Annotated in this window: 22 protein-coding genes and 1 pseudogene; 10 read left to right on the top strand and 13 right to left on the bottom strand. The window is 70.2% G+C overall.

All coding sequences use genetic code 11. From position 1 onward, the window contains the following. Positions 1-83 precede the first annotated feature (83 nt). A complete protein-coding gene (locus SLINC_RS25450; RefSeq protein WP_067437475.1) occupies positions 84-1,217 on the bottom strand; it encodes an alpha/beta hydrolase in 1,134 nt (377 codons plus the stop codon). A gap of 255 nt (positions 1,218-1,472) precedes the next feature. Here SLINC_RS25450 and SLINC_RS25445 point away from each other — a divergent pair, with 255 nt between their 5' ends. The 6 genes from SLINC_RS25445 (at position 1,473) to SLINC_RS25420 (ending at position 6,585) form a co-directional block, all read left to right on the top strand. Further along, positions 1,473-3,284 carry a phosphatidylglycerol lysyltransferase domain-containing protein gene (locus SLINC_RS25445; protein ID WP_067437473.1) on the top strand — a complete coding sequence of 604 codons (1,812 nt, stop codon included), beginning with the start codon at positions 1,473-1,475 and terminating at the stop codon, positions 3,282-3,284. 104 nt (positions 3,285-3,388) lie between these two features. Continuing rightward, positions 3,389-4,294: a dihydropteroate synthase gene (gene folP, locus SLINC_RS25440; protein WP_079164723.1), complete on the top strand. Its 906-nt coding sequence runs from the start codon at positions 3,389-3,391 to the stop codon at positions 4,292-4,294. Continuing rightward, positions 4,291-4,794 carry a nuclear transport factor 2 family protein gene (locus SLINC_RS25435; RefSeq protein WP_067437469.1) on the top strand — a complete coding sequence of 168 codons (504 nt, stop codon included), beginning with the start codon at positions 4,291-4,293 and terminating at the stop codon, positions 4,792-4,794. Before folP ends, SLINC_RS25435 begins: the two co-directional genes overlap by 4 nt. A gap of 270 nt (positions 4,795-5,064) precedes the next feature. After that, positions 5,065-5,424, top strand: coding sequence for a dihydroneopterin aldolase (folB, locus tag SLINC_RS25430; RefSeq protein WP_067437467.1), 360 nt, complete (start codon positions 5,065-5,067; stop codon positions 5,422-5,424). After that, positions 5,421-6,029, top strand: a complete 609-nt coding sequence (gene folK, locus SLINC_RS25425; RefSeq protein WP_067437466.1) for a 2-amino-4-hydroxy-6-hydroxymethyldihydropteridine diphosphokinase — start codon at positions 5,421-5,423, stop codon at positions 6,027-6,029. The genes folB and folK overlap by 4 nt, the downstream gene beginning before the upstream one ends. Positions 6,030-6,099: 70 nt before the next feature. Then, complete coding sequence (locus SLINC_RS25420) at positions 6,100-6,585, top strand: DUF3180 domain-containing protein (protein ID WP_067437464.1); 486 nt, start codon at positions 6,100-6,102, stop codon at positions 6,583-6,585. 12 nt (positions 6,586-6,597) lie between these two features. Here SLINC_RS25420 and folE read toward each other — a convergent pair whose 3' ends face one another. The 6 genes from folE to dacB form a co-directional block, all read right to left on the bottom strand. Continuing rightward, positions 6,598-7,203, bottom strand: a complete 606-nt coding sequence (folE, locus tag SLINC_RS25415) for a GTP cyclohydrolase I FolE (protein WP_067437462.1) — start codon at positions 7,201-7,203, stop codon at positions 6,598-6,600. 119 nt (positions 7,204-7,322) lie between these two features. Continuing rightward, positions 7,323-9,362: an ATP-dependent zinc metalloprotease FtsH gene (ftsH, locus tag SLINC_RS25410; protein WP_067437461.1), complete on the bottom strand. Its 2,040-nt coding sequence runs from the start codon at positions 9,360-9,362 to the stop codon at positions 7,323-7,325. 207 nt (positions 9,363-9,569) lie between these two features. Then, a complete protein-coding gene (hpt, locus tag SLINC_RS25405; RefSeq protein WP_030043337.1) occupies positions 9,570-10,130 on the bottom strand; it encodes a hypoxanthine phosphoribosyltransferase in 561 nt (186 codons plus the stop codon). Between the two features lie 72 nt (positions 10,131-10,202). Continuing rightward, complete coding sequence (gene tilS / locus SLINC_RS25400; RefSeq protein ID WP_067437459.1) at positions 10,203-11,273, bottom strand: tRNA lysidine(34) synthetase TilS; 1,071 nt, start codon at positions 11,271-11,273, stop codon at positions 10,203-10,205. A gap of 212 nt (positions 11,274-11,485) precedes the next feature. After that, a complete protein-coding gene (locus SLINC_RS25395; RefSeq protein ID WP_067437457.1) occupies positions 11,486-12,610 on the bottom strand; it encodes a zinc-dependent metalloprotease in 1,125 nt (374 codons plus the stop codon). Positions 12,611-12,718: 108 nt separating this feature from the next. Beyond that, positions 12,719-14,335, bottom strand: a complete 1,617-nt coding sequence (dacB, locus tag SLINC_RS25390) for a D-alanyl-D-alanine carboxypeptidase/D-alanyl-D-alanine endopeptidase (RefSeq protein WP_067437455.1) — start codon at positions 14,333-14,335, stop codon at positions 12,719-12,721. Positions 14,336-14,459: 124 nt separating this feature from the next. On the opposite strand from dacB, the gene SLINC_RS25385 reads away from it, so the two are divergent. Both SLINC_RS25385 and SLINC_RS25380 read left to right on the top strand, forming a co-directional pair. Next, positions 14,460-14,951 carry an inorganic diphosphatase gene (locus tag SLINC_RS25385; protein WP_067437453.1) on the top strand — a complete coding sequence of 164 codons (492 nt, stop codon included), beginning with the start codon at positions 14,460-14,462 and terminating at the stop codon, positions 14,949-14,951. A gap of 112 nt (positions 14,952-15,063) precedes the next feature. Then, positions 15,064-16,725: a threonine/serine exporter family protein gene (locus SLINC_RS25380; RefSeq protein WP_067437451.1), complete on the top strand. Its 1,662-nt coding sequence runs from the start codon at positions 15,064-15,066 to the stop codon at positions 16,723-16,725. A 26-nt stretch (positions 16,726-16,751) separates the two neighbouring features. Here SLINC_RS25380 and SLINC_RS25375 read toward each other — a convergent pair whose 3' ends face one another. Further along, a complete protein-coding gene (locus SLINC_RS25375) occupies positions 16,752-17,609 on the bottom strand; it encodes a DedA family protein (RefSeq protein WP_067437449.1) in 858 nt (285 codons plus the stop codon). Between the two features lie 133 nt (positions 17,610-17,742). Here SLINC_RS25375 and SLINC_RS25370 point away from each other — a divergent pair. Then, a pseudogene (locus tag SLINC_RS25370) lies at positions 17,743-18,002 on the top strand (YbjQ family protein). A 51-nt stretch (positions 18,003-18,053) separates the two neighbouring features. Here the strand turns inward: SLINC_RS25370 and SLINC_RS25365 are convergent. Beyond that, positions 18,054-18,815 carry a MerR family transcriptional regulator gene (locus SLINC_RS25365; protein ID WP_067445698.1) on the bottom strand — a complete coding sequence of 254 codons (762 nt, stop codon included), beginning with the start codon at positions 18,813-18,815 and terminating at the stop codon, positions 18,054-18,056. A gap of 122 nt (positions 18,816-18,937) precedes the next feature. Here SLINC_RS25365 and SLINC_RS25360 point away from each other — a divergent pair, with 122 nt between their 5' ends. Then, the gene (locus tag SLINC_RS25360) at positions 18,938-20,350 is read left to right on the top strand and encodes a glutamate decarboxylase (RefSeq protein ID WP_067437445.1); all 1,413 of its coding nucleotides are present in this window, start codon (positions 18,938-18,940) and stop codon (positions 20,348-20,350) included. A 54-nt stretch (positions 20,351-20,404) separates the two neighbouring features. On the opposite strand, the gene SLINC_RS25355 is transcribed toward SLINC_RS25360, so the two are convergent. From SLINC_RS25355 to SLINC_RS25340, 4 genes are all read right to left on the bottom strand, one after another. Then, positions 20,405-21,166 (bottom strand): ABC transporter permease, encoded by a 762-nt coding sequence (locus tag SLINC_RS25355; RefSeq protein ID WP_067437444.1) that lies wholly within the window; start codon positions 21,164-21,166, stop codon positions 20,405-20,407. Continuing rightward, positions 21,163-22,113: an ATP-binding cassette domain-containing protein gene (locus SLINC_RS25350; protein WP_067437442.1), complete on the bottom strand. Its 951-nt coding sequence runs from the start codon at positions 22,111-22,113 to the stop codon at positions 21,163-21,165. Before SLINC_RS25350 ends, SLINC_RS25355 begins: the two co-directional genes overlap by 4 nt. Before the next feature lie 121 nt (positions 22,114-22,234). Beyond that, on the bottom strand, positions 22,235-22,873 hold the full coding sequence (locus tag SLINC_RS25345) for a PadR family transcriptional regulator (protein WP_067437440.1): 639 nt from the start codon (positions 22,871-22,873) through the stop codon (positions 22,235-22,237). Positions 22,874-22,891: 18 nt separating this feature from the next. Further along, a complete protein-coding gene (locus tag SLINC_RS25340) occupies positions 22,892-23,437 on the bottom strand; it encodes a DinB family protein (RefSeq protein WP_067437438.1) in 546 nt (181 codons plus the stop codon). Between the last annotated feature and the right edge of the window lie 96 nt (positions 23,438-23,533).

Raw genomic sequence — 23,533 nt, 5'->3', positions numbered from 1 at the left:
GCATCAGACGCGCCCCTGAATTCGGCAGAAGCGACGGGACAACGACGGGACAACGGCGACAAGAACCACGGCCACTTCCAAGATCATTTCCGCTGGTCGCCCAGCCGCCCGCTGATCCACTGGAGCGTCCCCGGAATCTCCCGCCTCCAGGTGTTGAAGTTGTGGCCGCCGCTTTCGAGGATGATCGACGAGATACGGGTCAGATTCGTGTCCTTGGCGCGCTCGATGAACTCCAACGTGTCCTTGTAGTTCGACTCCCCGACCTTGCTGCTGGTGACGAGCAGTGAAGTGTCGGGCGCGGGCATGTGCTTGAGGTACCACAACAGGTCGGCGCGGTCGCGCAGTCCCTTGTCGCCGTGGAAGAGGTCGCCCGTCGTCGCGTCGATCGGCGCTTTGTAGTAGGCCGACAGACCCGCCCCGGCGGCGTACACGCGGGGATGGTGCATGGCCAGCTTCAGCGCGCAGTACCCGCCCGTGGAGTCGCCGATGATCCCCCAGGCGCCCGGCCCCTTGTCCACCCTGTAGTGATCCCCCACGGCCTCGGGCAGATCACTGGCGAAGAACGTCTCCGTCTGCGGCCCGTCCGGGATGTCCACGCACTCGGTGTCCCGCGGCGGCGCCACCGTCGGCCGCAGCATCACCAGGATCATCGGCTGCATACGGCCTTCCTCGGCGAGCTTCAAAGCCGTACCCGGGAAGCGGAGTTTGTCCACCAGGGCGCGGGCCGTGCCCGGATATCCGGTGAGGACGACGGACGCGGGAAACGTGCGGTCGCGGTACTGCGGCTGGAAGTACTCCGGCGGCAGGTACACATACGCCGGCGTGGCGATATGGCTCTTGCGGCCGACGATGTCGACCTTCTGGACCTGCCCTCCGATGTGTGGCCGGAAGTCACCCCCTTCTCGCGCCTTTCGTGTCTCGGTCACCCGCAGAGAGCCGTCGGAACGGACGCCCGGAGTGTGGTCGACGACCACCCCCTGGTCCTTCTCCTGTCCGAACAGGTCCGCCCAACTGGCGTAGAAACCGAAGGCCTGGTTGGCGGCCAGCCCCACCGACGCGAACAGCATCACCTGTGTGGCCAGCAGCAGGCCGACCCGCCCGCCGACCGCCGGCCAGCTCCTGCGCGCCAGCCGCGGCCAGCACCACACCGTGCCGACGAACAGCAGCACGGCGGACGCCACCGCCAGTGCCAGCACCGTCGTACTCGTAAGACCCATTCCTGCTTCCTGCCTGCCCTTCCACCCACCCGTGCCGCGGTCCGTCCCTCGCGCGCTCACACCTCCCTCACACCTTCGCAAGGGCTTGCCCTGGACTTTCCGCAGCCTTTGAACCGGCTTTGGGGGCGTGAGTGAACCTCTGCCCCCGAGACACCGTCCTAGAGGGCGCAATGTCGCCGGATGCCCGAATGGGGCCCGGATCCAAGGTCTCTCGCAGAACTACGGGATGCGATGTCTGTCAGGACAGATGAGGAAATGTCGGGTGGGGTTCCTGCCCGATCACATCGGATGCGCCGCTTTCTGCGCGGTCCGCGGCCCGAGGCCGTACCCGCCCTCGTCGGCAGAGCCTGTGCCCTCGTGGGGCTTCTGGACATCGCCGCGGGCGTCTTCCCGCGCTTCAGGCACAGCCGGATGCACACGCTGGCCGAGGTGCTGCCCGGCGCGTTCGGCCCGTTCGCGGCCGCGCTCTCGCTGAGCGCGGGCGTCCTGCTGCTTCTGCTCGCCCACGGACTCAAGCGCCACAAGCGCCGGGCCTGGCGGGCGGCCGTGGCACTGCTCCCGGTCGGCATCGTGGCGCAGTTCACCTACCGGCACTCCCCGGTGGGCATGCTCATCTCACTCGTCCTGCTCGCGCTCCTGCTGATCCACCGCGACCAGTTCTCGGCCCTGCCCGACCCGCGCAGCCGGTGGCGCGCGCTCGCCAACTTCGTCCTCATGAGCGCCGGTTCGCTCGCCCTCGGCCTGGTCATCGTCAGCGCCCACCCCCAGACCCTGGTCGGCGACCCGAGCCTGGCCGACCGCATCAGCCACGTGCTGTACGGCCTGTTCGGCTTCGAGGGCCCGGTGGACTACCGGGGCAACGCCTCCTGGACGGTGGCCTTCTCCCTGGGCGCCCTCGGTCTGCTGACCGCCATCACCACCATCTACCTGGCCTTCCGGCCCGAGCACCCGGCCGCGCGCCTCACCGAGGAGGACGAGTCCCGGCTGCGCGCCCTGCTGGTCAAGCACGGCGCCCGCGACTCCCTCGGCCACTTCGCGCTCCGCCGCGACAAGGCCGTCGTCTTCTCGCCCAGCGGCAAGGCGGCGGTGACCTACCGCGTCGTGTCCGGTGTGATGCTCGCCAGCGGCGACCCGATCGGCGACGTGGAGGCCTGGCCCGGCGCCATCGAGCGCTTCATGGACGAGGCCAAGGCCCACTCCTGGACCCCCGCCGTCATGGGCTGCTCCGAGACCGGAGGCGAGGTGTGGACCCGCGAGACCGGACTCGACGCCCTCGAACTGGGCGACGAGGCGGTGGTGGACGTAGCGGATTTCTCCCTGGCCGGCCGCGCGATGCGCAATGTGCGCCAGATGGTCAAGCGCATCGAGCGCGCCGGTTACGACACCCGGGTCCGGCGCGTCCGTGACCTCGGGGAGCTGGAGCTGGAGCGGATCCGGCAGGCCGCCGAGGACTGGCGCGGCACCGACAACGAACGCGGCTTCTCCATGGCGCTCGGCCGCATCGGCGACCCCGCCGACGGCGACTGCCTCATCGCCACCGCCCACAAGACCGACGACCACCCCGGCCCCTACGGCGACCTGAAGGCGATCCTGCACTTCGTGCCGTGGGGCACCGACGGCGCCTCCCTGGACCTGATGCGCCGCGACCGCTCCGCGGACCCCGGCATGAACGAACTCCTGATCGTGGCCGCCCTCCAGGCCGCACCGAAGCTCGGCATCACGCGCGTGTCGCTCAACTTCGCGATGTTCCGCTCGGCCCTCGCCCGCGGCGAGAAGATCGGCGCCGGCCCGGTGCTGCGCGCCTGGCGCGGGCTGCTGGTGTTCCTCTCGCGCTGGTTCCAGATCGAGTCCCTGTACAAGTTCAACGCGAAGTTCCAGCCCCGCTGGGAGCCCCGCTTCGTCGTCTACCGCGCCTCCGGCGACCTCCCCCGCATCGGGTTCGCCGCCATGCAGGCCGAGGGCTTCGTCGACCTCGCCCTGCCCCTCCCCCGCTTCCTGCGCCGTCGCACGCACGCCGCACGCGTGTGCGCCCACGCCGTCACGAAGCAGGACGCCCGCGCGGCCTGAGCGCCGAGGCGGCACCGGAACAGGCCCGAGCGGACGTCCCACCCCCCGGGGCTTCCGCTCGGGCCGCAGCTCTCGCGGCCCCGCGCGGGGCCTAGGCTGAACGTATGAGCAAGCAGAGCGGACGCGGTCGCGTCGCGGGCCTTCCCCAATGGGACCGCTGCGCGGTCATGGGAGTCGTGAACGTGACCCCCGATTCCTTCTCCGACGGCGGCCGCTTCTTCGACACCACCGCCGCCGTCAAGCACGGCCTCGACCTCGTCACCGAGGGCGCCGACCTGGTCGACGTCGGCGGTGAGTCCACCCGCCCCGGCGCCACCCGGGTCGACGAGGACGAGGAACTCAGGCGCGTCGTCCCCGTCGTCCGCGGCCTCGCCTCCGAGGGCGTCACCGTCTCCGTCGACACCATGCGCGCCTCCGTCGCCGCCCAGGCCCTCGCCGCCGGCGCCGCCCTCGTCAACGACGTCAGCGGCGGCCTCGCCGACCCCGCGATGATCCCGGTCGTCGCGGAGTCCGGCGCCCCCTTCGTCGTCATGCACTGGCGCGGCTTCCTGGAGGGCGGCAAGGTCAAGGGCGTCTACGACGACGTCGTCGCCGAGGTCGCCGACGAACTGCACGCGCGCGTGGCGGCCGTCCTGGACGGCGGCATCTCCCCCGACCGCGTCGTCGTCGACCCCGGCCTCGGCTTCTCCAAGGACGCCGAGCACGACCTCGTCCTCCTCGCCCACCTCGACCGCCTGCTCGGCCTCGGCCACCCCCTGCTCGTCGCCGCCTCCCGCAAGCGCTTCCTCGGCCGCGTCCTGGCCGGCCCGGGCAGCGCCCCGCCACCCGCCCGCGAGCGCGACGCGGCCACCGCCGCCGTCTCCGCCCTCGCCGCCCACGCCGGCGCCTGGGCGGTACGCGTCCACGAGGTACGCGCGACGGCGGACGCGGTACGGGTCGCACGCGCCGTGGAGGAAGCGCGCGCCGCGGGGCACGCGCCGGGACCGGATTCCCCCGAGGGAGCCCGGTGAGCGCCCCCCACACCGACGTCGAACAGGTCGAAGCCGCCAACACCGCCTTCTACGAGGCCCTGGAGCGCGGCGACTTCGAAGAGGTGTCCGCGCTCTGGCTCACCCCCGCCGACCTGGGCGTCGACGAGCAGTACCACGACCCGGCCGACGTCGGCGTGATCTCCTGCGTGCACCCCGGCTGGCCGGTGCTCACCGGGCGCGGCGAGGTCCTCAGGTCGTACGCGCTCATCATGGCGAACACGGACTACATCCAGTTCTTCCTCACCGACGTCCATGTGTCCGTCACCGGCGACACCGCGCTGGTCACCTGCACCGAGAACATCCTCAGCGGCGGCCCGGCCCCCGAGGGCGGCGAGGAGCTCGGTCCGCTCGTCGGCCAGCTGGTGGTCGCCACGAACGTGTTCCGCCGCACACCCGACGGCTGGAAACTCTGGTCGCACCACGCCTCGCCCGTTCTGGCCGAAACCGACGAGGACGAGAGCGACGAGTCCCCCGCCTGAGTGGGTAGGCGGTCCACAGTGAGCAGGTGGCGCCGCCCGTGGGGACCAAGAAGTGGTTGGAATCACGAACCCCTGGGTATGGGCGGCTACCAACCCGTGAGCCGCCGGGTTCCCCAGGGGAAACGCAAGGTGAAACCTCCTGGCCCCGGCCGGGACCCCGCCCTCGCGGCCGGGCCCTGTCAGTGCCCGCAGGTAGATTCGTGTGAGGCCGGTGTGCCGCCCGCACACGGTACGGACCGGCTGTGACCGACGATTGCAGGAGTGATTCGCGTGGATCGTGTCGCGCTGCGCGGCCTGAAGGCCCGCGGGCACCACGGTGTGTTCCCCAAGGAACGCGAGGAGGGCCAGACCTTCCTCGTGGACCTCGTCCTGGGCCTGGACACCCGACCGGCCGCCGCCGACGACGACCTGGCGAAGACCGTGCACTACGGCATCGTGGCGGAGGAGGTCGTGGCCGTCGTCGAGGGCGAGCCCGTCAACCTCATCGAAACTCTTGCCGAACGCATCGCCCAGGCCTGTCTGAAGCACGAAGGGGTCCAGGAGGTCGAGGTCTGCGTCCACAAACCGGACGCGCCGATCACCGTCCCCTTCGACGACGTGACCGTCACCATCACCCGGAGCCGAGTATGACTGCCTTTGCCAAGGGTCCCACCGACCCGACCGTACAGCCGGTACCCGCCTCCGTCGTCGAGAAGGTCGACGCCGCCGACACCACCCTGCACAACCCGAAACGGGCCGTGATCTCCCTCGGCGCCAACCTCGGCAACCGCCTGGAGACCCTCCAGGGCGCCATCGACGCACTCGAGGACACCCCGGGCGTCCGCATCAAGGCGGTCTCGCCCGTCTACGAGACGGAGCCGTGGGGCGTCGAGCCCGGCAGCCAGCCCTCGTACTTCAACGCGGTCGTGGTCCTGAAGACCACCCTGCCCCCCTCCTCCCTCCTGGAGCGGGCGCACGCCATCGAGGAGGCCTTCCACCGCGTCCGGGACGAACGCTGGGGCGCCCGCACGCTCGACGTCGACATCGTCGCGTACGCCGACGTCCTGGACGACGACCCGCACCTCACCCTCCCCCACCCGCGGGCCCACGAACGCGCCTTCGTCCTCGTCCCCTGGCACGACCTGGAGCCGGCCGCGCAGCTGCCCGGACGGGGCGCGGTCGCCGACCTCCTCGACACCGTCGCCCGCGACGGCGTGGAACCACGCAAGGACCTGGAACTCCGGCTGCCCGAATAGTCGTTAAGGTCAAGACGGCAAGGTCGTCACGACCACAGTCCGGGGGACCCGGGGGAGCTGAAGGGACACCGTGAGAGAGCTGCGCATCAGGGTGCTGGCGGGCGTCTTCGCCGTCGCCGGCATCCTGTCCTGGGCGGGAGCCCGCCTGTGGAACTCGGTCGGGACCCTGCCCAGCGTCCCCCTGGCCGCCCCCGTCGTCCTCGCCCTGATCGCCGCGGTGCTGCTGTCGACGGCCCTGTCGATCCGCGCCCGCCTCAAGGCCCAGCGCGACCGCAACCCCGGCGCCAAGGGCGTCGACCCCCTGATGGCGGCCCGCGCCGTCGTCTTCGGCCAGGCCAGCGCCCTGGTGGCCGCCCTCGTCTCCGGTATGTACGGCGGCACCGGTGTCTTCCTGCTGGAGTCCCTCGACATCCCCGCCCGCCGCGACCAGGCCATCTACGCCGGCTTCTCCGTCCTGGCAGGCATCGCCGTCATAGTGGCGGCCATCTTCCTGGAGCGGGTCTGCCGCCTCCCGGAGGACGACGACCGCAACACGGGAGCCACGTCCACGGCGTGACGCACCAAGCGTTCAGCGGGCCATGATGAGGCTCATCGCCTCGTTGCGCGTCGCCGCGTCCCGCAGCTGCCCGCGCACGGCCGAGGTGATCGTCTTGGCTCCGGGCTTGCGGATGCCGCGCATCGACATGCACATGTGCTCGCACTCCACGACGACGATCACGCCGCGCGGCTCCAGGATCTGCATCAGGGAGTCCGCGATCTGCGTGGTGAGTCGTTCCTGCACCTGGGGGCGCCGCGCGAAGACGTCCACCAGACGCGCCAGCTTGGACAGCCCGGTGATCTTTCCGCTGACGGCGGGGATGTAGCCGACATGAGCCACCCCCCTGAACGGCACCAGATGATGCTCACAGGTGCTGTACACCTCGATGTCCTTCACGAGCACCATCTCGTCGTGCCCCAGGTCGAACGTCGTGGTCAGCACGTCCTCGGGCTGCTGCCACAGCCCCGCGAATATCTCCCGGTACGCCCGCGCCACCCGTGCCGGCGTCTCCCGCAGACCCTCTCGGTCGGGGTCCTCTCCGACCGCGATCAGCAGTTCGCGTACGGCGTTCTCGGCTCGCTTCTCGTCGAACTCCCCGATGGAGCCCTCGCCATCCAGCGTCACGGGGTCGGTCATCTGGTGCCTCGTTCCTCGATGTCCTGCATGCGCGGCTGAAAAACACCGCGCCCCCCAGGCTAGATCCTGGGGGGCACGGCATCCATTCCGGGCCTGATGGGGTCACCGGGGTCCGAGGGTCAGCTCTCGGGGCGATCCTCGGGGGCCGGTTCGGCCACCGGGGCGGGCTCCGCCGCGGTGGACTTCGCGGTGGTGATCGCCGGCGTCGCGCCGTTGGCGCCGTTCGTCAGTGCGAGCTCCCTGGGGGAGAGCACCGGCGGACGGGTGGACGGCGTGCGGCGGGAGGAGCCGGTCCAGGCCGGCCGCGGGGGACGCTTGACGATGGGAGCGAAGATCTCGGCGATCTGCTCCTTGTTCAGCGTCTCCTTCTCCAGCAGCTGAAGCACCAGGTTGTCGAGGACGTCGCGGTTCTCGACCAGGATTTCCCAGGCCTCGTTGTGCGCCGTCTCGATGAGCTTCTTGACCTCTTCGTCGACCAGCGCGGCGACCTCTTCCGAGTAGTCGCGCTGGTGAGCCATCTCACGTCCGAGGAACGGCTCGGTGTTGTCACCACCGAACTTGATGGCGCCCAGGCGCTCGGTCATGCCGTACTGCGTGACCATCGCTCGGGCCGTCGCGGTGGCCTTCTCGATGTCGTTCGCGGCGCCCGTGGTCGGGTCATGGAAGACCAGTTCCTCGGCCGCCCGGCCGCCCAGCATGTAGGCGAGCTGGTCCAGCATCTCGTTGCGCGTGGTCGAGTACTTGTCCTCGTCCGGCAGGACCATCGTGTAGCCCAGAGCACGGCCTCTGGAGAGGATCGTGATCTTGTGGACCGGATCGGAGTTCGGAGAAGCCGCCGCGACCAGGGCGTGTCCGCCCTCGTGGTACGCGGTGATCTTCTTTTCCTTGTCCGACATGATCCGGGTCCGCTTCTGCGGGCCCGCCACGACGCGGTCGATCGCCTCGTCCAGCATGTGGTTGTCGATCAGCTTCTGGTTGCTGCGCGCCGTGAGGAGCGCCGCTTCGTTCAGCACGTTCGACAGGTCCGCGCCGGTGAAGCCGGGGGTGCGACGGGCGACGGCCGACAGGTCGACGTCCGGAGCGACCGGCTTGCCCTTCTGGTGGACCTTGAGGATCTCCAGACGGCCCTGCATGTCCGGGCGGTCGACCGCGATCTGGCGGTCGAAACGGCCGGGGCGCAGCAGCGCCGGGTCGAGGATGTCCGGACGGTTCGTGGCGGCGATGAGGATCACACCGCCCTTGACGTCGAAGCCGTCCATCTCGACGAGCAGCTGGTTCAGGGTCTGCTCGCGCTCGTCGTGACCACCGCCGAGGCCGGCGCCGCGATGGCGGCCGACCGCGTCGATCTCGTCGACGAAGACGATCGCCGGGGCGTTCGCCTTGGCCTGCTCGAACAGGTCACGGACTCGGGAGGCACCGACACCGACGAACATCTCGACGAAGTCGGAACCGGAGATCGAGTAGAACGGCACGCCGGCCTCGCCCGCGACAGCTCGCGCGAGCAGGGTCTTGCCGGTGCCGGGAGGGCCGTACAGCAGTACGCCCTTGGGGATCTTCGCCCCGACGGCCTGGAACTTCGCCGGTTCCTGGAGGAACTCCTTGATCTCGTGCAGTTCCTCGACGGCCTCGTCGGATCCCGCGACGTCCGCGAACGTCGTCTTCGGGGTGTCCTTGGTGATGAGCTTCGCCTTGGACTTGCCGAAGTTCATGACCCGGGAGCCGCCACCCTGCATCTGATTCATCAGGAACAGGAAGACGACCACGATGAGGACGAAGGGAAGAAGAGACAGCAGGATCCCGACGAAGGCGTTCTGCTTCGTCGGCGAGACGGTGTACCCGTCCGGGATCTGCTTGTCCTGGTACTTGTTCTGAAGGGTGCCGGCAAGGGTCGCGCCCTGGTCGCCGATGTAGCTCGCCTGGATCTTCGAGCTGCCCTCGACCTTTTCGCCGTCCTTGAGCTGGACCTTGATGGTCTGCTCGTCGCCGGTGGTCAGCTTGGCAGACTCGACCTTGTTGTCATTGATCGCCTGGATCACCTGGCCGGTGTCCACCGTCTTGTAGCCACCGGACGAGCCGACGACCTGCATCAACACGACCACGGCAAGGACGGCCAGCACGATCCACATGACCGGCCCACGGAAGTATCGCTTCACGTCCATCCATACGGAGCGGTGCCGCCCCGTCCCTCCTGCCATAGTGAGTTTGATAAGACAGTTCTTCTGACGGTACCCCAGCATTGTGGCCCGAAGCCGCACGGAGCCGCTCGGGACGGCTGGCAAATCCCGTCTCTTCATGCTCCAACGGCGCGGGACCCGCTGGGGTTCCCGATCGTCCTACAGGGCTTGGGCCGTCTGGCTCAGCCCTGTTCAGCCACCGTAGACGTGGGGCGCGAGCGTACCGACGAACGGGAGGTTGCGGTACTTCTCGGCGTAGTCGAGGCCGTAGCCGACGACGAACTCGTTGGGAATGTCGAAGCCGACCCACTCGACGTCGATGGCGACCTTGGCGGCGTCCGGCTTGCGCAGCAGGGTGCACACCTTCAGCGACTCCGGCTCGCGCGAACCGAGGTTCGACAGCAGCCAGGACAGCGTCAGACCGGAGTCGATGATGTCCTCGACGATCAGGACGTGCTTGCCCTTGATGTCGGTGTCGAGGTCCTTCAGGATCCGCACCACGCCGGAGGACTGGGTGCCCGCGCCGTAGGAGGACACGGCCATCCAGTCCATGGTGACGGGGGTGGACAGCGCCCGGGCGAGGTCGGCCATGACCATCACCGCGCCCTTGAGGACGCCGACGATCAGCAGATCCTTGCCCGCGTACTCCGCGTCGATCTTCGCGGCCAGCTCGACCAGCTTCGCGTCGATCTCTTCCTTGGTGATGAGCACCTCTTTGAGGTCGGTGCCCATGTCTTTCGCGTCCACCCGCATCACTTTCGGTCGTCCAACCGGCTGCCCCGGCCTCCGAAGGAGTCCGGTATCCCTCACACGAGGGGAGGAGATTCAGCCTTGCCGAATCACCAGTCTGCCACCCTGCCGCTGGGCGACGACCTTGCCGGGGAGATTGATGGCGCCCTGGCCGCGCCAGCCGGTGATCAGCCGGTCGACTTCCTCGATGTGCCGGGCGAACAACGAGCCGGCGGGGGCGCCCGCCTCGATGGCGGCGCGGCGCAGGATGCGGCGGCGCACGGCGGGCGGCAGGGCGTAGAGCTTGGCGCACTCCAGCAGGCCCGCCGCATCGCGTACGGAGGCCTCGGCCTGGCCGGCCCAGGCGTCGAGGGCGTCGGCGTCGTCGCGGGAGAGCTGGGCCGTGCGGGCGAGCGCCTCCACGACGCCCTTGCCGAGCGCCTTCTCCAGGGCGGGCAGGCCTTCGTGGCGCAGCCGGGAGCGGGTGTAGGCGGGGTCGGCGTTGTGCGGGTCGTCCCAGACGGGCAGAGACTGGGCCATGCAGGCCTTGCGGGCGGTCTGCCGGTCGAGCTGGAGGAAGGGGCGGCGGTAACGGCGGGCGGCCCCCGGGCCGCCGGACACGGCCGCCATTCCGGACAGCGAGCGGACGCCCGAGCCGCGGGCGAGGCCGAGGAGGACGGTTTCGGCCTGGTCGTCGCGGGTGTGGCCGAGCAGGACGGCGGCGGCGTCGTGGCGTTCGGCGGCGGCGTCGAGGGCGGCGTAGCGGGCGTCACGGGCGGCCGCTTCGGGACCGCCCTCGCGGCCGACGGTCACGGCGGTCGACTCGACCGGATCGAGGCCGAGTTCGCGCAGCCTGAGGACGACCTCGTCGGCCCGCAGGTCGGAGCCGGGCTGGAGTCCGTGGTCGACGGTGATGCCGCCGGCCCGGATGCCGAGTTTGGGTGCTTCGAACGCGAGAGCGGAGGCGAGCGCCATGGAGTCGGCGCCGCCGGAGCAGGCGACGAGCACGAGCGGCGACGGCGGGCGCTCGTGCGGGGTGGCGTCGGAGGCGGGGGGCGCTCCGGTCGTACGGCTGTACACGGCCGTACGACCGGCTTCGTTGAGGATGTCGTGGAGGACGCGGCGGACCGCCAGGCGTATCGCCGCGACCGCAGGATGGGGACCCATGTCCGGTTCCCTTCATGAAGTTGTCGGGGGTGAGCCCGATGCTCGGTCACTCAGAGTGTGTAGATGGTGACAGAAACGGGCCGTTCCCCGAGCATTGCACGCCTATCGATCGCTCACGCTCCCTCGGACGGGTGATTGCAGGGGCATTCGCCTGCCGTCGGCCGGATTCGATTCACGACTTCCGCGCCGCGTTCACGACGCGAACCGTCGATTCACGACTCCGCCTTGCGATGCACCCGCGCGACCCAGTCCGCCGGTTTGGCGATCTCCGCCTTGGTGGGGAGGGTGTTCGGGGACGTCCACACGCGGTTGAAGCCGTCCATGCCGACCTGGTCGACGACGGCCCGCACGAACTTCTCGCCGTCGCGGTACTGCCTGAGCTTGGCGTCCAGGCCCAGCAGTTTGCGCAGGGCGAGGTCCAGGCGCGAGGCGCCCTTGGCGCGGCGCTGCTGGAACTTCTCGCGGATCTCCTGGACGGTCGGGACGACCGAGGGGCCCACGCCGTCCATCACGAAGTCGGCATGGCCCTCCAGGAGGGACATCACGGCGGTGAGACGGCCGAGGATCTCCCGCTGGGCGGGGGTCTGGACGATCTCCACGAGGGAGCGGCCGCCGTCGTCCTCCTCGCCCTCGGGGCGTCCGCCGGCCAGCGACTGGGCGGCCTCGCGAACGCGTTCGAGGACGGTCATGGGATCGACCTCGGTCTCCCCCAGGAACGACTGGATCTCGCCCTCCAGGTGGTCCCGCAGCCAGGGCACGGCCGTGAACTGGGTGCGGTGCGTCTCCTCGTGCAGGCACACCCACAGGCGGAAGTCGTGGGGCTGTACGTCGAGTTCGCGCTCCACGTGCACGATGTTCGGGGCGACCAGGAGCAGTCGGCCGCCGCCGTTCTCGCCGGCGGGGAGTTCGCGGGTGGAGGGGGCGAAGGTCTCGTACTGGCCGAGGACCCGGGAGGCGAGGAAGGACAGCAGCATCCCCAGCTCGACGCCGGTGACCTTGCCGCCGACGGCGCTCATGACCGCGCCGCCGGGGGTGTTGCCGCGCCGCTCCTGCATCTTGTCGAGCAGCGGCTTGAGGATCTCCCGGAAGCCGGCGACGTTCGCCCGGACCCAGCCGGGGCGGTCGACGACCAGGATCGGGGTGTCGTGAAGGCCCTCCGTGCCCATCCGGGTGAAGCCGCGGACGTGTTCCTCCGAGGCCTTGGCGTGCCGACGCAGTTCCGCGACGACGGCCCTGGCCTCGTCGCGGCTCACGTCGGGGCCCGGCCGCACGAGCCGGGTCGCGGTCGCGACCGCGAGATTCCAGTCGACCATCTCGGCACCACCGATGCTCGTCATGCGTCAACCGTACGTGAGCGCTGCCGCTCAGGGCAGGGCCGCGAGAGGTTGACGGGGCTGGGCCTGGTTCCCACGTGGTACAGGGCCGTCGGCCCGCGACGGTGAGTGCTAGCGGCAGCCGCACGCCGCCAAGGCCGTCGCTGTTCTGTCCAGGGCCGACTGGGCCGCGTCCTTGTTCGTGGTGCCGGAGGCCAGGAAGGCGAAGGCGAGGAGGCGGCCGTTGTGGTCGACGACCGTGCCCGCGAGGGTGTTCACGCCGTTCAGGGTGCCGGTCTTGGCGCGGACGATACCGGCCGCGCCGTCGGTGTAGCGGGTGGTGAGGGTGCCGGTGAAGCCCGCGACGGGCAGGCCGGTGAGGACGGGGCGCAGGTCGGGGCGGGAGGGGTCGCCGGCCTTGGCGAGGAGGGCCGTGAGGAGGCCGGCGGTGAGGCGGTCGTCGCGGTCGAGGCCGCTGCCGTCGTGGAAGGCGACGCCCTTGACGGGCAGTCCGAGCTTCCTCAACTGGGCGGTGATCGCCCGGCCGGCGCCGTCGAAGTCGGCGCGTTCCCCGGTGGCGACGGCGGTCTGGCGGGCGAGGGCCTCGGCGATGTCGTTGTCGCTGTTGGTCAGCATGCGCTCGACGACGGCGGAGAGCGGCGGCGAGGAGACGGTGGCGAGGTTCTCGGCGCGTCCGGTCGCCTTGGAGGGGCCGGGGGCGGTGGTCTTGATGCCGTGGGCCGCGAGGAGGCCGGCGAACTGCCGGGCGGCCTGCGTAGCCGGGTCCTCGAAGCGGTCGGCGGTACCGCTGGTCGAGTCGTCCATGCGGCCCTCGTCCACCATGAGGGCGGTCACGGGCGCGAGGTTCTCGTTCTCCCCGATGGGGTGAAGTTCGGTACCGGGGTAGAGCGTGGTGTCGTACGACAGCGTCACCTGGCGGATGTCGCGTTTCTTCAGGGCGGCGGCCGTCCGGTCGGCGAGGGTGCGCAGGCTGGCCCAGCCCTGGGCGTCCTGGTGGGCGGTGACGGTGGGATCGCCGCCGCCGACGAGGACGAGCTCCTTGGTGTCGGCTTCGAGATCTGCCCGGGTGGTGAGCCGGTGGTCGGCGCCCAGGGCGGTGAGCGCGGCGACCGCGGTGGCGATCTTCGTGGTGGAGGCGGGGGTCAGGGCCCGCTCGGCGCCCTCGCCGTAGAGGCGCTTGCCGGTGGCGACGTCCACGACGACGGCCGAGCGGCTGGTGCCGAGGGCGGGGTCCTTCAGGAGCGGTCCCAGGACGGAAGCGAGGCCGGGGCCGGTCGGGGCGGACCGGACGGTGTTCGCCGCGCCGCCCAGTCCGACCAGCACGGAAGCGGCGCTGGGGGCGGGCTCGGGCGCCCCGTCCGCCGTACCGGACGAACCGTCGTGATCTGCGCCACCCGTGTGGTCCAGGGCAGCCGCCCGGTCCCGCTCGGCCGTACGCTGACCGGTGGAGTCCCAGGGTCCGGCCACGGTCACCACGGAGGCGGCCAGCGCCAGACCGGCGGTGGCGGCGCCCGCGGTGTAGTGCCAGGTCTTGGCGGTCTTCGGCCTCGGAATCCGATCGAGTTGCGGCTTCACCGCCTGCGCAAACCGTGTGACCTGCGGTTTCGCGGCCGTCGTGGCACGGGCGAGACGAGGCCGTACGACGTCCGCGGCTCGCGCGATCCGAGGCCGTACGGCGTCGGAGGCGCGCGTCAGACGCGGTCGTACGGCGTTCGCGACCCGCGTCACACGCGGTTTCGCGGCTCGCCAAGGCCTCAGCTCCGGCACGACCACCAGCCCCTTTCGCGATCACACACCGGCGTGAGGGACACTTAACCACCAGAACTATGTGTTGATCATGGAGGAGCCACCGGTGGAGTTCGACGTCACGATCGAGATTCCGAAGGGTTCGCGGAACAAGTACGAGGTGGACCACGAGACCGGTCGGATCCGCCTGGACCGTCGACTCTTCACCTCGACCGCCTACCCGACCGACTACGGCTTCGTCGAGAACACTCTCGGCGAGGACGGTGACCCGCTGGACGCGCTCGTCATCCTGGACGAGCCGACGTTCCCGGGCTGCCTCATCAAGTGCCGTGCGATCGGTATGTTCCGGATGACGGACGAGGCCGGCGGCGACGACAAGCTGCTGTGCGTCCCGGCGACGGACCCGCGGGTGGAGCACCTGCGTGACATTCACCACGTGTCGGAGTTCGACCGCCTGGAGATCCAGCACTTCTTCGAGGTCTACAAGGACCTGGAGCCCGGCAAGTCCGTCGAGGGTGCCGACTGGGTGGGCCGTACGGAGGCCGAGGTCGAGATCGAGCGCTCCTACAAGCGGTTCAAGGACCAGGGCGGCCACTGATCACTGGTGTGCCCCGCGGGCCGCGTGACCTCGTGCGAGGTGGCGCGGCCCGTTCGCGTATCTGTGCGCATACTGAGGCTGGCGGAACGTGTCGTACAGGGAGCGCAACTCAGTGACGCAGGCGGAGGACCGCAAGCCGCAGTCGGACGAGGCGAGGGGCGTCTTCGACCCCGAGATCACGTCCGAGTTCGCCCTTCCCGACGGGCTCGCCGTGCTCAGAGCGGGGGCCGAACCGGAGACCACCTCGGAGTTCGCCCTGCCCGACGGGCTCGACGTGCCGCACACGCCCGTCGTCGAGCCGGAGGGGTCGGCCTTCACGCCGCCGCGCACCTACAGCGCCCGGCACGCGCCGCCCGCCTTCACGCCGCCGACCGGCATCCCCGTCGTGAGCCTGATCAAGGATCTGCCCTGGCAGGACCGGATGCGCACGATGCTGCGGATGCCGGTGGCGGAGCGGCCCGCGCCCGAGCCGGTGCACAAGGCGGAGGATGAGGGCCCGGCCGTTCCGCGCGTGCTCGACCTGACGCTGCGTATCGGCGAGCTGCTGCTGGCGGGCGGTGAGGGCGCCGAGGACGTGGAGGCGGCGATGTTCGCCGTCTGCCGGTCCTACGGGCTCGACCGGTGCGAGCCGAACGTCACCTTCACGCTGCTGTCCATCTCGTACCAGCCGTCGCTGGTCGAGGACCCGGTGACGGCGTCCCGGACGGTGCGCCGCCGGGGCACCGACTACACGCGCCTGGCGGCCGTGTTCCAGCTCGTCGACGACCTCAGCGACCCCGAGACGCACATCTCGCTGGAGGAGGCCTATCGGCGGCTCGCCGAGATCCGCCGCAACCGGCACCCGTATCCGGGCTGGGTGCTGACCCTGGCCAGCGGGCTGCTGGCGGGCGCGGCCTCCGTACTCGTCGGCGGTGACCTGATCGTCTTCGTCGCCGCGGCGCTCGGCGCGATGTGCGGTGACCGGCTGGCCTGGCTGTGCGCGGGGCGCGGGCTGCCGGAGTTCTACCAGTTCACGGTGGCCGCGATGCCTCCGGCCGCGATAGGGATCGCGCTGACGCTCGCCCATGTGGACGTCAAGGCGTCCGCGGTGGTCACCGGTGGGCTCTTCGCGCTGCTGCCCGGGCGGGCGCTGGTGGCGGGCGTGCAGGACGGCCTGACCGGCTTCTACATCACCGCCGCCGCGCGTCTGCTGGAGGTCATGTACTTCTTCGTGGGCATCGTCGTCGGGGTGCTGCTGATGCTCTACGTGGGCGTTCAGCTGGGTGCCAGCCTCGACCCCGACGCGGCCTTCGGCGACAACAACAGGCCGCTGTGGCAGATCAGCGCCTCGATGCTGCTGTCACTGACCTTCGCGGTCCTGCTCCAGCAGGAACGATCCACCGTGCTGGCCGTGACCTTGAACGGCGGTGTCGCGTGGTCGGTGTACGGCGCGATGCACTACGTGGGCGAGATCTCGCCCGTCGCCTCCACGGCCGTGGCTGCGGGGCTGGTCGGGCTGTTCGGGCAGCTGCTGTCCCGGTACCGCTTCGCGTCGGCTCTGCCGTACACCACGGCGGCGATCGGGCCCCTGTTGCCGGGTTCCGCGACGTACTTCGGACTGCTGGCCATCGCGCAGAACGACGTCGACGCGGGCCTGGTGTTCGTGTCGCAGGCGGCGGCACTGGCGATGGCCATCGCCATCGGGGTCAACCTCGGATCGGAGATCTCCCGGATGTTCCTGCGGGTCGGCTCCTCGGACAAGCGGAAGTCGGCGAAGAGGACGCGGGGGTTCTAGTACGGCCCCGCGCCCCTCGGGCCGTTTCAGTAGCCCCGGTTGTCCGGGTACTGCTGGTTGTGGTTCTGGGGGTACTGCTGGGCGTACGGCTGCTGTTGCTGCGGGGGCTGGCCGTAGTACGGCTGGTCGTAGCCGGTGTGCTGGCCCTGGTTGCCGTAGGGCTGCTGGGGCTCGTCGGGCGACGGGATGCGGCGCAGCTGGGTCGTCGCGTCGTCCATCATCTGGGGGTGCTGCCGGGCCTGGGCCGGGGCCTCGGCGGCGGCGCGCTTCTTCTTTCCGCGTTCGCGGAGGAACTCGACGATGATCGGGACGACCGAGACGATGACGATCAGGACGAGGATGGCCTCGACGTTGGTCTTGATGAACTCGATCTGGCCGAGCCAGTAGCCGGCGAGGGTGACACCGCAGCCCCAGGCCACACCGCCGATGATGTTGTACGTCAGGAACGTGCGGTACTTCATGCGGCCGGCGCCCGCCACGATGGGGGCGAAGGTGCGCACGATGGGCACGAAGCGGGCCAGGACGATCGCCTTGGGGCCGTACTTCTCCATGAACTCGTGGGCCTTCTCCAGGTTCTCCTGCTTGAAGAGCTTGGAGTTGGGGCGGCTGAAGAGCTTCGGCCCGAAGAACTTGCCGATCATGTAGCCGACTTGGTCACCGATGACGGCGGCCAGGACGATCAGCGTGCAGACCAGCCACAGGGGCTGGCTGATGAAATTCCCCTCGGCCACGAACAGACCCGCCGTGAACAGCAGGGAGTCGCCGGGCAGGAACGCGAAGAGACCCGACTCGGCGAAGACGATCAGCAGGATGCCGGGCAGGCTGAAGGTCTCGATCAGATAGTCGGGGCTGAGCCACTCGGGGCCGAGCGCGAGCGTGGTCACGGGAATGTGGCTCCTGCGTGTGGGGGTCGGTCTGGGACTGGCTGCCCAAAACTATCAACGCAGCCGCGGTGACCCAGGTTCCATGGGCGTCCACAGGATGCACCGTGGCCCGGCTGGGGCAAAGCTGTGAGCCATGGGTATCGAAGAATACGGCGGTGGTCAGGGGCCCCGGCCGGATGTGCCGGTCTGAAGTCGATGATCGGCGGTGAGCTCAAGGGGCTCACCAAGACGCTCGTGCAGACCCGCAACCAGGCCATGGAACGGCTGGTGGAGCAGGCCCGCGCGCGGGGCGCGAACGCCGTGCTGATGTTCCGCTTCGACGTCACGGAGGCGGCGGACGTGGGGACGGAGGTGTGCGCCTACGGCACGGCGGTGGTCCTGGTCCGGGAGTAGGAGGGCAGGACGGGCCCCGGCCCGGGAGGAGGTCCCCTCCCGGGCCGGGAATCACGCGGTGCGGCGGTCCGCGTTCGCCAGGATCGCGTCCCTCAGGTGCTCGGCGAGACCCGGGCGCATGGAGTCGTAGAACGCCTTGAAGCGCTCGTCGGACACATACATCTCGGCCAGGCTCCGGTGCATCTCGTACGGGCATTCGTAGTACCACGTGCCGATGTGCCGGCGGTGTTCCTCGGCCAGGTCCATGGCCCGCTCGCCGGTCGGTGGTTCGCCCTCGGCCAGCACGGCGGTGTAGCGCTCGGCCCAGTCGTTCACCTCGGCCTGCAGGCGCTTCCAGTCCTCCTTGGTGTACCGGGCCGCGCGGCGCTGCGACTCGGCGTACGCCTCCGTGCCTCCCCAGCGCCGCTCCGCCTCCTCGGCGTACTGCTCCGGGTCCTTGTCGCCGAAGACCTCGAAGCGCTCCTCCGGCGTGAGATTGATCCCCATCTTGCGTGCCTCCATGGCGTGCTCCACGGCCGCCGCCATCTTCTGGAGCTTCTCGATCCGGGCGGTCAGCAGTTCGTGCTGGCGGCGCAGGTGCGCGCGCGGGTCCGCGGCCGGGTCGTCGAGCAGGGCGGCGACCTCGTCGAGGGGGAAGCCGAGCTCCCGGTAGAACAGGATCTGTTGCAGCCGGTCGAGGTCGGCGTCGCTGTAACGCCGGTGTCCCGCGTGGCTGCGCTCGCTCGGCACGAGCAGGCCGATGTCGTCGTAGTGGTGCAGTGTGCGCACCGTCACTCCGGCGAAACCGGCGACCTGTCCCACGGAGTAGCTCACTTCCGCTCCCTTCTCGGTACGCACTCCACGGTGGATCCTCACGCCACGTGAGGTGCAAGCGGGTTTGTGACGGCGGAACCCCGATCCGCCGGTCTACGTTGATCCTTTCAGGAGGCACGCACATGCCACTGCACCAAGGGCCGGAGCAGCCCGACGAGCGCCCGTTGTCCGTCAATCCCTTCTACGGCGAGGCCGACCCGGTCGGCGGAATGGCCGAGGCCCCGCCCAAGCACCGGCTCCCCGCCGCTCCCCTGCCGCCGTCGACCGCCTATCAGCTGGTGCACGACGAGCTGATGCTGGACGGCAACTCCCGGCTGAATCTCGCCACCTTCGTCACCACCTGGATGGAACCGCAGGCCGGGGTCCTGATGGATGAGTGCCGGGACAAGAACATGATCGACAAGGACGAGTACCCGCGCACCGCCGAGCTGGAGCGGCGCTGCGTGGCCATGCTCGCCGACCTGTGGCACGCGCCCGATCCCTCGGCGGCCGTGGGCTGTTCGACGACCGGCTCCAGCGAGGCCTGCATGCTCGCCGGGATGGCGCTCAAGCGGCGCTGGGCGCGTCGCAATGCCGACCGGTACCCCTCCAGGGACGTCCGCCCGAATCTCGTCATGGGTGTCAACGTCCAGGTCTGCTGGGAGAAGTTCTGCACCTTCTGGGAGGTGGAGGCCCGGCAGGTTCCCATGGAGGGCGACCGCTTCCACCTCGACGCCCAGGCCGCGGCCGAGCTGTGCGACGAGAACACCATCGGGGTCGTGGGCATCCTCGGCTCCACCTTCGACGGGTCCTACGAGCCGGTCGCCGAGCTGTGCGCTGCCCTGGACGCCCTCCAGGAACGCACCGGCCTCGACATCCCGGTGCATGTCGACGGGGCGTCCGGCGCGATGGTCGCGCCCTTCCTCGACGAGGACCTGGTGTGGGACTTCCGGCTGCCGCGCGTGGCCTCGATCAACACCTCCGGGCACAAGTACGGGCTGGTCTACCCGGGCGTCGGCTGGGCGCTGTGGCGTGATCAGGAGGCGCTGCCCGAGGAGCTCGTCTTCCGCGTCAACTACCTGGGCGGCGACATGCCGACCTTCGCGCTGAACTTCTCCCGGCCGGGCGCCCAGGTCGTCGCGCAGTACTACACGTTCCTCCGGCTGGGCCGCGAGGGCTACCGGGCCGTGCAGCAGTCCACGCGGGACGTGGCCCGGGGGCTCGCCGCACGGGTGGAGGCGCTCGGCGACTTCCGGCTGCTGACCCGGGGCGACGAGCTGCCGGTCTTCGCCTTCACGACCGCGCCCGGGGTGGAGGCGTACGACGTCTTCGACGTGTCCCGGCGGATGCGGGAGCGGGGCTGGCTGGTGCCCGCGTACACCTTCCCGCCGAACCGGGAGGACCTGTCCGTCCTGCGGGTGGTGTGCCGCAACGGCTTCTCCGCCGACCTCGCCGAACTGTTCGTGGAGGACCTGGGCCGCCTGGTGCCCGAGCTGCGCCGGCAACCGCACCCGCTGACCCGGGACAAGGAGGCGGCCACCGGCTTCCACCACTGAGCCGGCCGCCACCCGGCCCCTGTTCCTCCCTGCCGTACGGCGACGGCGCCGGCCCTACTTGCTGAGCGCCCCGAACCTCCGCACCGCCAGCGGAAGGAACACCGCCAGCAGCGCCAGCGGCCACAGCGCGGCCGGCCAGACGTGCCCCGGTTCGCCGCCCTGTCCGCCGAACAGGTCCCGTACGGCGGTGGCCGTGTGGGACATGGGGTTCCACTCGATCACCGTGCCCAGCCAGCCGGGCATGGAGTGGGGGGTCGCGAAGGCGTTGGAGAGGAATCCGACCGGCCAGACCAGGATCTGCACGGCCTGCACCATCTCCGGTTTCCCGGCCACCATCGCCAGATGGATGCCGATCCAGAGCATGGCGAAACGGAACAGCAGCAGCAGGCCCAGGGCGCCGAGGAACCCTCCGACCCCGCCGTGCGCGCGCCAGCCGAGCGCGAAGGCCACACCGATCATCACCAGCAGGCTGACCGCCGACTCCAGCATGTCGGCGACCGAACGGCCCACCAGGACAGCGCCGTTGGTCATCGGCATCGAGCGGAAGCGGTCGATGACCCCCTTGTTGAGGTCCTGGGTGACGGCCAGCATGGTCCCTTCGAGGCCGAACGCCATGGTCAGCGCGAGCATCCCGGGGACCAGGTAGTCGACGTAGCTCCCCTCGACACCCCGGCCGCCGCCGACGAGGTAGCCGAACATCAGCAGGAGCATGACGGGGAAGGCGAGCTGGACCACGACCTGCACGGGCTGGCGGACCCAGTGGGCGAGTTCGCGGCGGGTCATGGTCCAGGAATCGGTCAGCGCGTACGTGCTCACACGGCCTCCTTCACTCGGTCGTCGCCGGTGAGGTGCAGGAACACCTCGTCCAGCGTCGGGCGGCGCAGGGCCACGTCCTCCGCCTCGATACCGGCCTCCTCCAGCGCTCGTACGACACCGGAGAGGGCGGCCATCCGGTCGGTGACCGGGGCGCTGAGCAGCCGGCGGTCGGTGTCGACGGACACCTCCGACGCGGGCAGCGGCAACAGGGCCACCGCCGCGCCCAGCTGACCGGCGTCCCGCAGCACCACGTCGATGCGGTCGCCGCCGATCACCGACTTCAGCTGGTCCGGTGTGCCGTCGGCGACGATCCGGCCCCGGTCGACGATCGAGACGCGGTCGGCGAGCTGGTCGGCCTCCTGGAGGTACTGGGTGGTCAGCAGGACCGTCGTACCGCCGCCGACGAGGGAGCGGACCGCGGCCCACACCTCGGTGCGGCCACGCGGGTCGAGGCCGGTGGTCGGTTCGTCCAGGAAGAGCACCTCCGGTTCGGTGATGAGGGAGGCCGCCAGGTCCAGCCGGCGGCGCATACCTCCGCTGTACTGCTTGACCGCCTTGCGGCCGGTGTCGGCGAGGGTGAAGCGCTCCAGGAGTTCGTCGGCGCGCACGCGCGCCTGCCGGGCGCCCAGGTGGTAGAGGCGGCCGAACATGTCCAGGTTCTGGCGGCCCGAGAGCTCCTCGTCGAGAGCCGCGTGCTGGCCGAGGAGGCCGATGCGGAAGCGGACGGCCTGGGCCTCGGCCAGGACGTCGTGGCCGGCCACCTCGACACGGCCGGCGTCGGGCCGCAGCAGGGTGGACAGGATCCGGACCAGGGTGGTCTTGCCCGCGCCGTTCGGTCCGAGCACGCCGTGGACGGTGCCGCGGGCCACCCTGAGGCCGAGTCCGTCCAGGGCGGCCTTGTCGCCGTACCGCTTGCGCAGGCCTTCGGCGACGATCGCGTCGGTCATGTGGCTCCCTTCGAATACGGAGCCCGGTAATCAACTTTGACTACCGGCATCCGACGACGGAGAGTACGCCCGCGCGGGCAATTGGTCAAACTTGATTAGAGACTGTCCTCAGAGGCTGTTCTCAGAGGCTGTCCTCCGGATGCCGCGCCCCCGTCGCGTACGGGTTCGGATCCGGGGTCCGGACGTCGACGAACGGATCGCCCTCGTCCGCGAAGGTGTAGGCGCCGCCCTCGATGCGCTCGATCAGCCCGTGGGTCCACTCGGCCTCGGAGTCGGCCGTGTGGACCCACATGTTCATGATCTCGCCGATGTGTCCGAGCTGCCCGGGCCCGTCCTCGGGTACGTAGTGCTCAAGGACCCCGGACCTCCACTCCACGATCCGCCGGGTGCGCTCCTTCAGCAGGGCCACCGCCTCGGCCCGGGGCAGGTCGACGAGGAAACCGACGGCCGCCGTCTTCACGTCCCCGCGCTGGTCATAGGTGACCAGCGCCTCGCGCAGCAGCCGGTGGTACTCCTCGATGCCCCGCTCGGTGATCTCGTACTCGGTGCGCGGCGGCCCGCCCGCCGTGGACGGTGCGATCTCGTGCGCGTGCAGCAGCCCCTGTTTCGCCATCTGCTTCAGGGCGTGGTAGATCGAGCCGGGCTTGGCGTTGGACCACTCGTGCGCGCCCCAGTACTCCAGGTCGCCCCGCACCTGGTAGCCGTGGGCCCGCCCGTGCATGCGCACCGCGCCGAGCACGAGAAGACGGATCGCTGACATGCGGTCCAGATTAGGACCTCAGCCTGCGGGGGCTGCTGCGAGGGCGACCAGCTCGAAGGCCGTCCTGCCGTCCAGCGACTCCCGGAGGATGTCGGCGTGGCCCGCGTGCCGGGCCGTCTCGCGGATCAGGTGCAGGACCAGCCAGCGCACGGAGACCGCCTCGTCCGGCGGGAACCAGGGCTCGTCCGGGAGCGGGAAGGTGTCGTCGAGGCTGGGCGCCGAGCGGACGAACGCCTCCGTCTCGGCCGCCACCGTCTCCCAGTACGCGAGCTGCTGCTCGACGCTCTCGCCGTCGACCAGGGTGAAGCACTCGTGCCAGTTCGACTCGTCCCGCTTCACCGCCGGCGGCTCGCCCTTGGCCCGGGCCACCCAGCCCTGCTCGACCTCGGCGACGTGCTTGAGCAGTCCGGCCAGGGACAGCTCGCTCGCGCTGGGCCGGGACGAAGCCTGCTCGTGCGTGAGGCCGAGCACCGAGCGCCGGATCCCGCCCCGCTGCTCCGCCAGGAAGGAGAGCAGCGCTCCCCGCTCGTCGCCGTACGCCTCGGCTCGCACGTGAGTGACCATGACCGGCCGCCTTTCATGGGGTCCGTTTCCCTGACACCCATGACGTTAGGGACCCTTGCGGTCAGGTTCTGTCCGCAAGGGGGAAAGCGGCCGGGC

This window comes from Streptomyces lincolnensis (genome assembly GCF_001685355.1).
In the GTDB taxonomy this organism is placed as follows: Bacteria; Actinomycetota; Actinomycetes; order Streptomycetales; family Streptomycetaceae; genus Streptomyces; species Streptomyces lincolnensis.
Note: the sequence above shows the minus strand (reverse complement) of the source record. Positions and strands in the feature narration are given on the sequence as shown.

What these genes read in the sequence shown, in the direction of transcription:
- tilS (WP_067437459.1), bottom strand. Translation starts at nt 11,273, where the DNA reads ATGGGTCCCCATCCTGCGGTCGCGGCGATACGCCTGGCGGTCCGCCGC.
- SLINC_RS25350 (WP_067437442.1), bottom strand. Translation starts at nt 22,113, where the DNA reads ATGACCGACGCGATCGTCGCCGAAGGCCTGCGCAAGCGGTACGGCGAC.
- SLINC_RS25395 (WP_067437457.1), bottom strand. Translation starts at nt 12,610, where the DNA reads ATGACGAGCATCGGTGGTGCCGAGATGGTCGACTGGAATCTCGCGGTC.
- SLINC_RS25345 (WP_067437440.1), bottom strand. Translation starts at nt 22,873, where the DNA reads ATGTCAGCGATCCGTCTTCTCGTGCTCGGCGCGGTGCGCATGCACGGG.
- ftsH (WP_067437461.1), bottom strand. Translation starts at nt 9,362, where the DNA reads ATGGACGTGAAGCGATACTTCCGTGGGCCGGTCATGTGGATCGTGCTG.
- folK (WP_067437466.1), top strand. Translation starts at nt 5,421, where the DNA reads ATGACTGCCTTTGCCAAGGGTCCCACCGACCCGACCGTACAGCCGGTA.
- SLINC_RS25445 (WP_067437473.1), top strand. Translation starts at nt 1,473, where the DNA reads ATGTCGGGTGGGGTTCCTGCCCGATCACATCGGATGCGCCGCTTTCTG.
- SLINC_RS25340 (WP_067437438.1), bottom strand. Translation starts at nt 23,437, where the DNA reads ATGGTCACTCACGTGCGAGCCGAGGCGTACGGCGACGAGCGGGGAGCG.
- folE (WP_067437462.1), bottom strand. Translation starts at nt 7,203, where the DNA reads ATGACCGACCCCGTGACGCTGGATGGCGAGGGCTCCATCGGGGAGTTC.
- SLINC_RS25450 (WP_067437475.1), bottom strand. Translation starts at nt 1,217, where the DNA reads ATGGGTCTTACGAGTACGACGGTGCTGGCACTGGCGGTGGCGTCCGCC.
- hpt (WP_030043337.1), bottom strand. Translation starts at nt 10,130, where the DNA reads ATGCGGGTGGACGCGAAAGACATGGGCACCGACCTCAAAGAGGTGCTC.
- folP (WP_079164723.1), top strand. Translation starts at nt 3,389, where the DNA reads ATGAGCAAGCAGAGCGGACGCGGTCGCGTCGCGGGCCTTCCCCAATGG.
- SLINC_RS25360 (WP_067437445.1), top strand. Translation starts at nt 18,938, where the DNA reads ATGCCACTGCACCAAGGGCCGGAGCAGCCCGACGAGCGCCCGTTGTCC.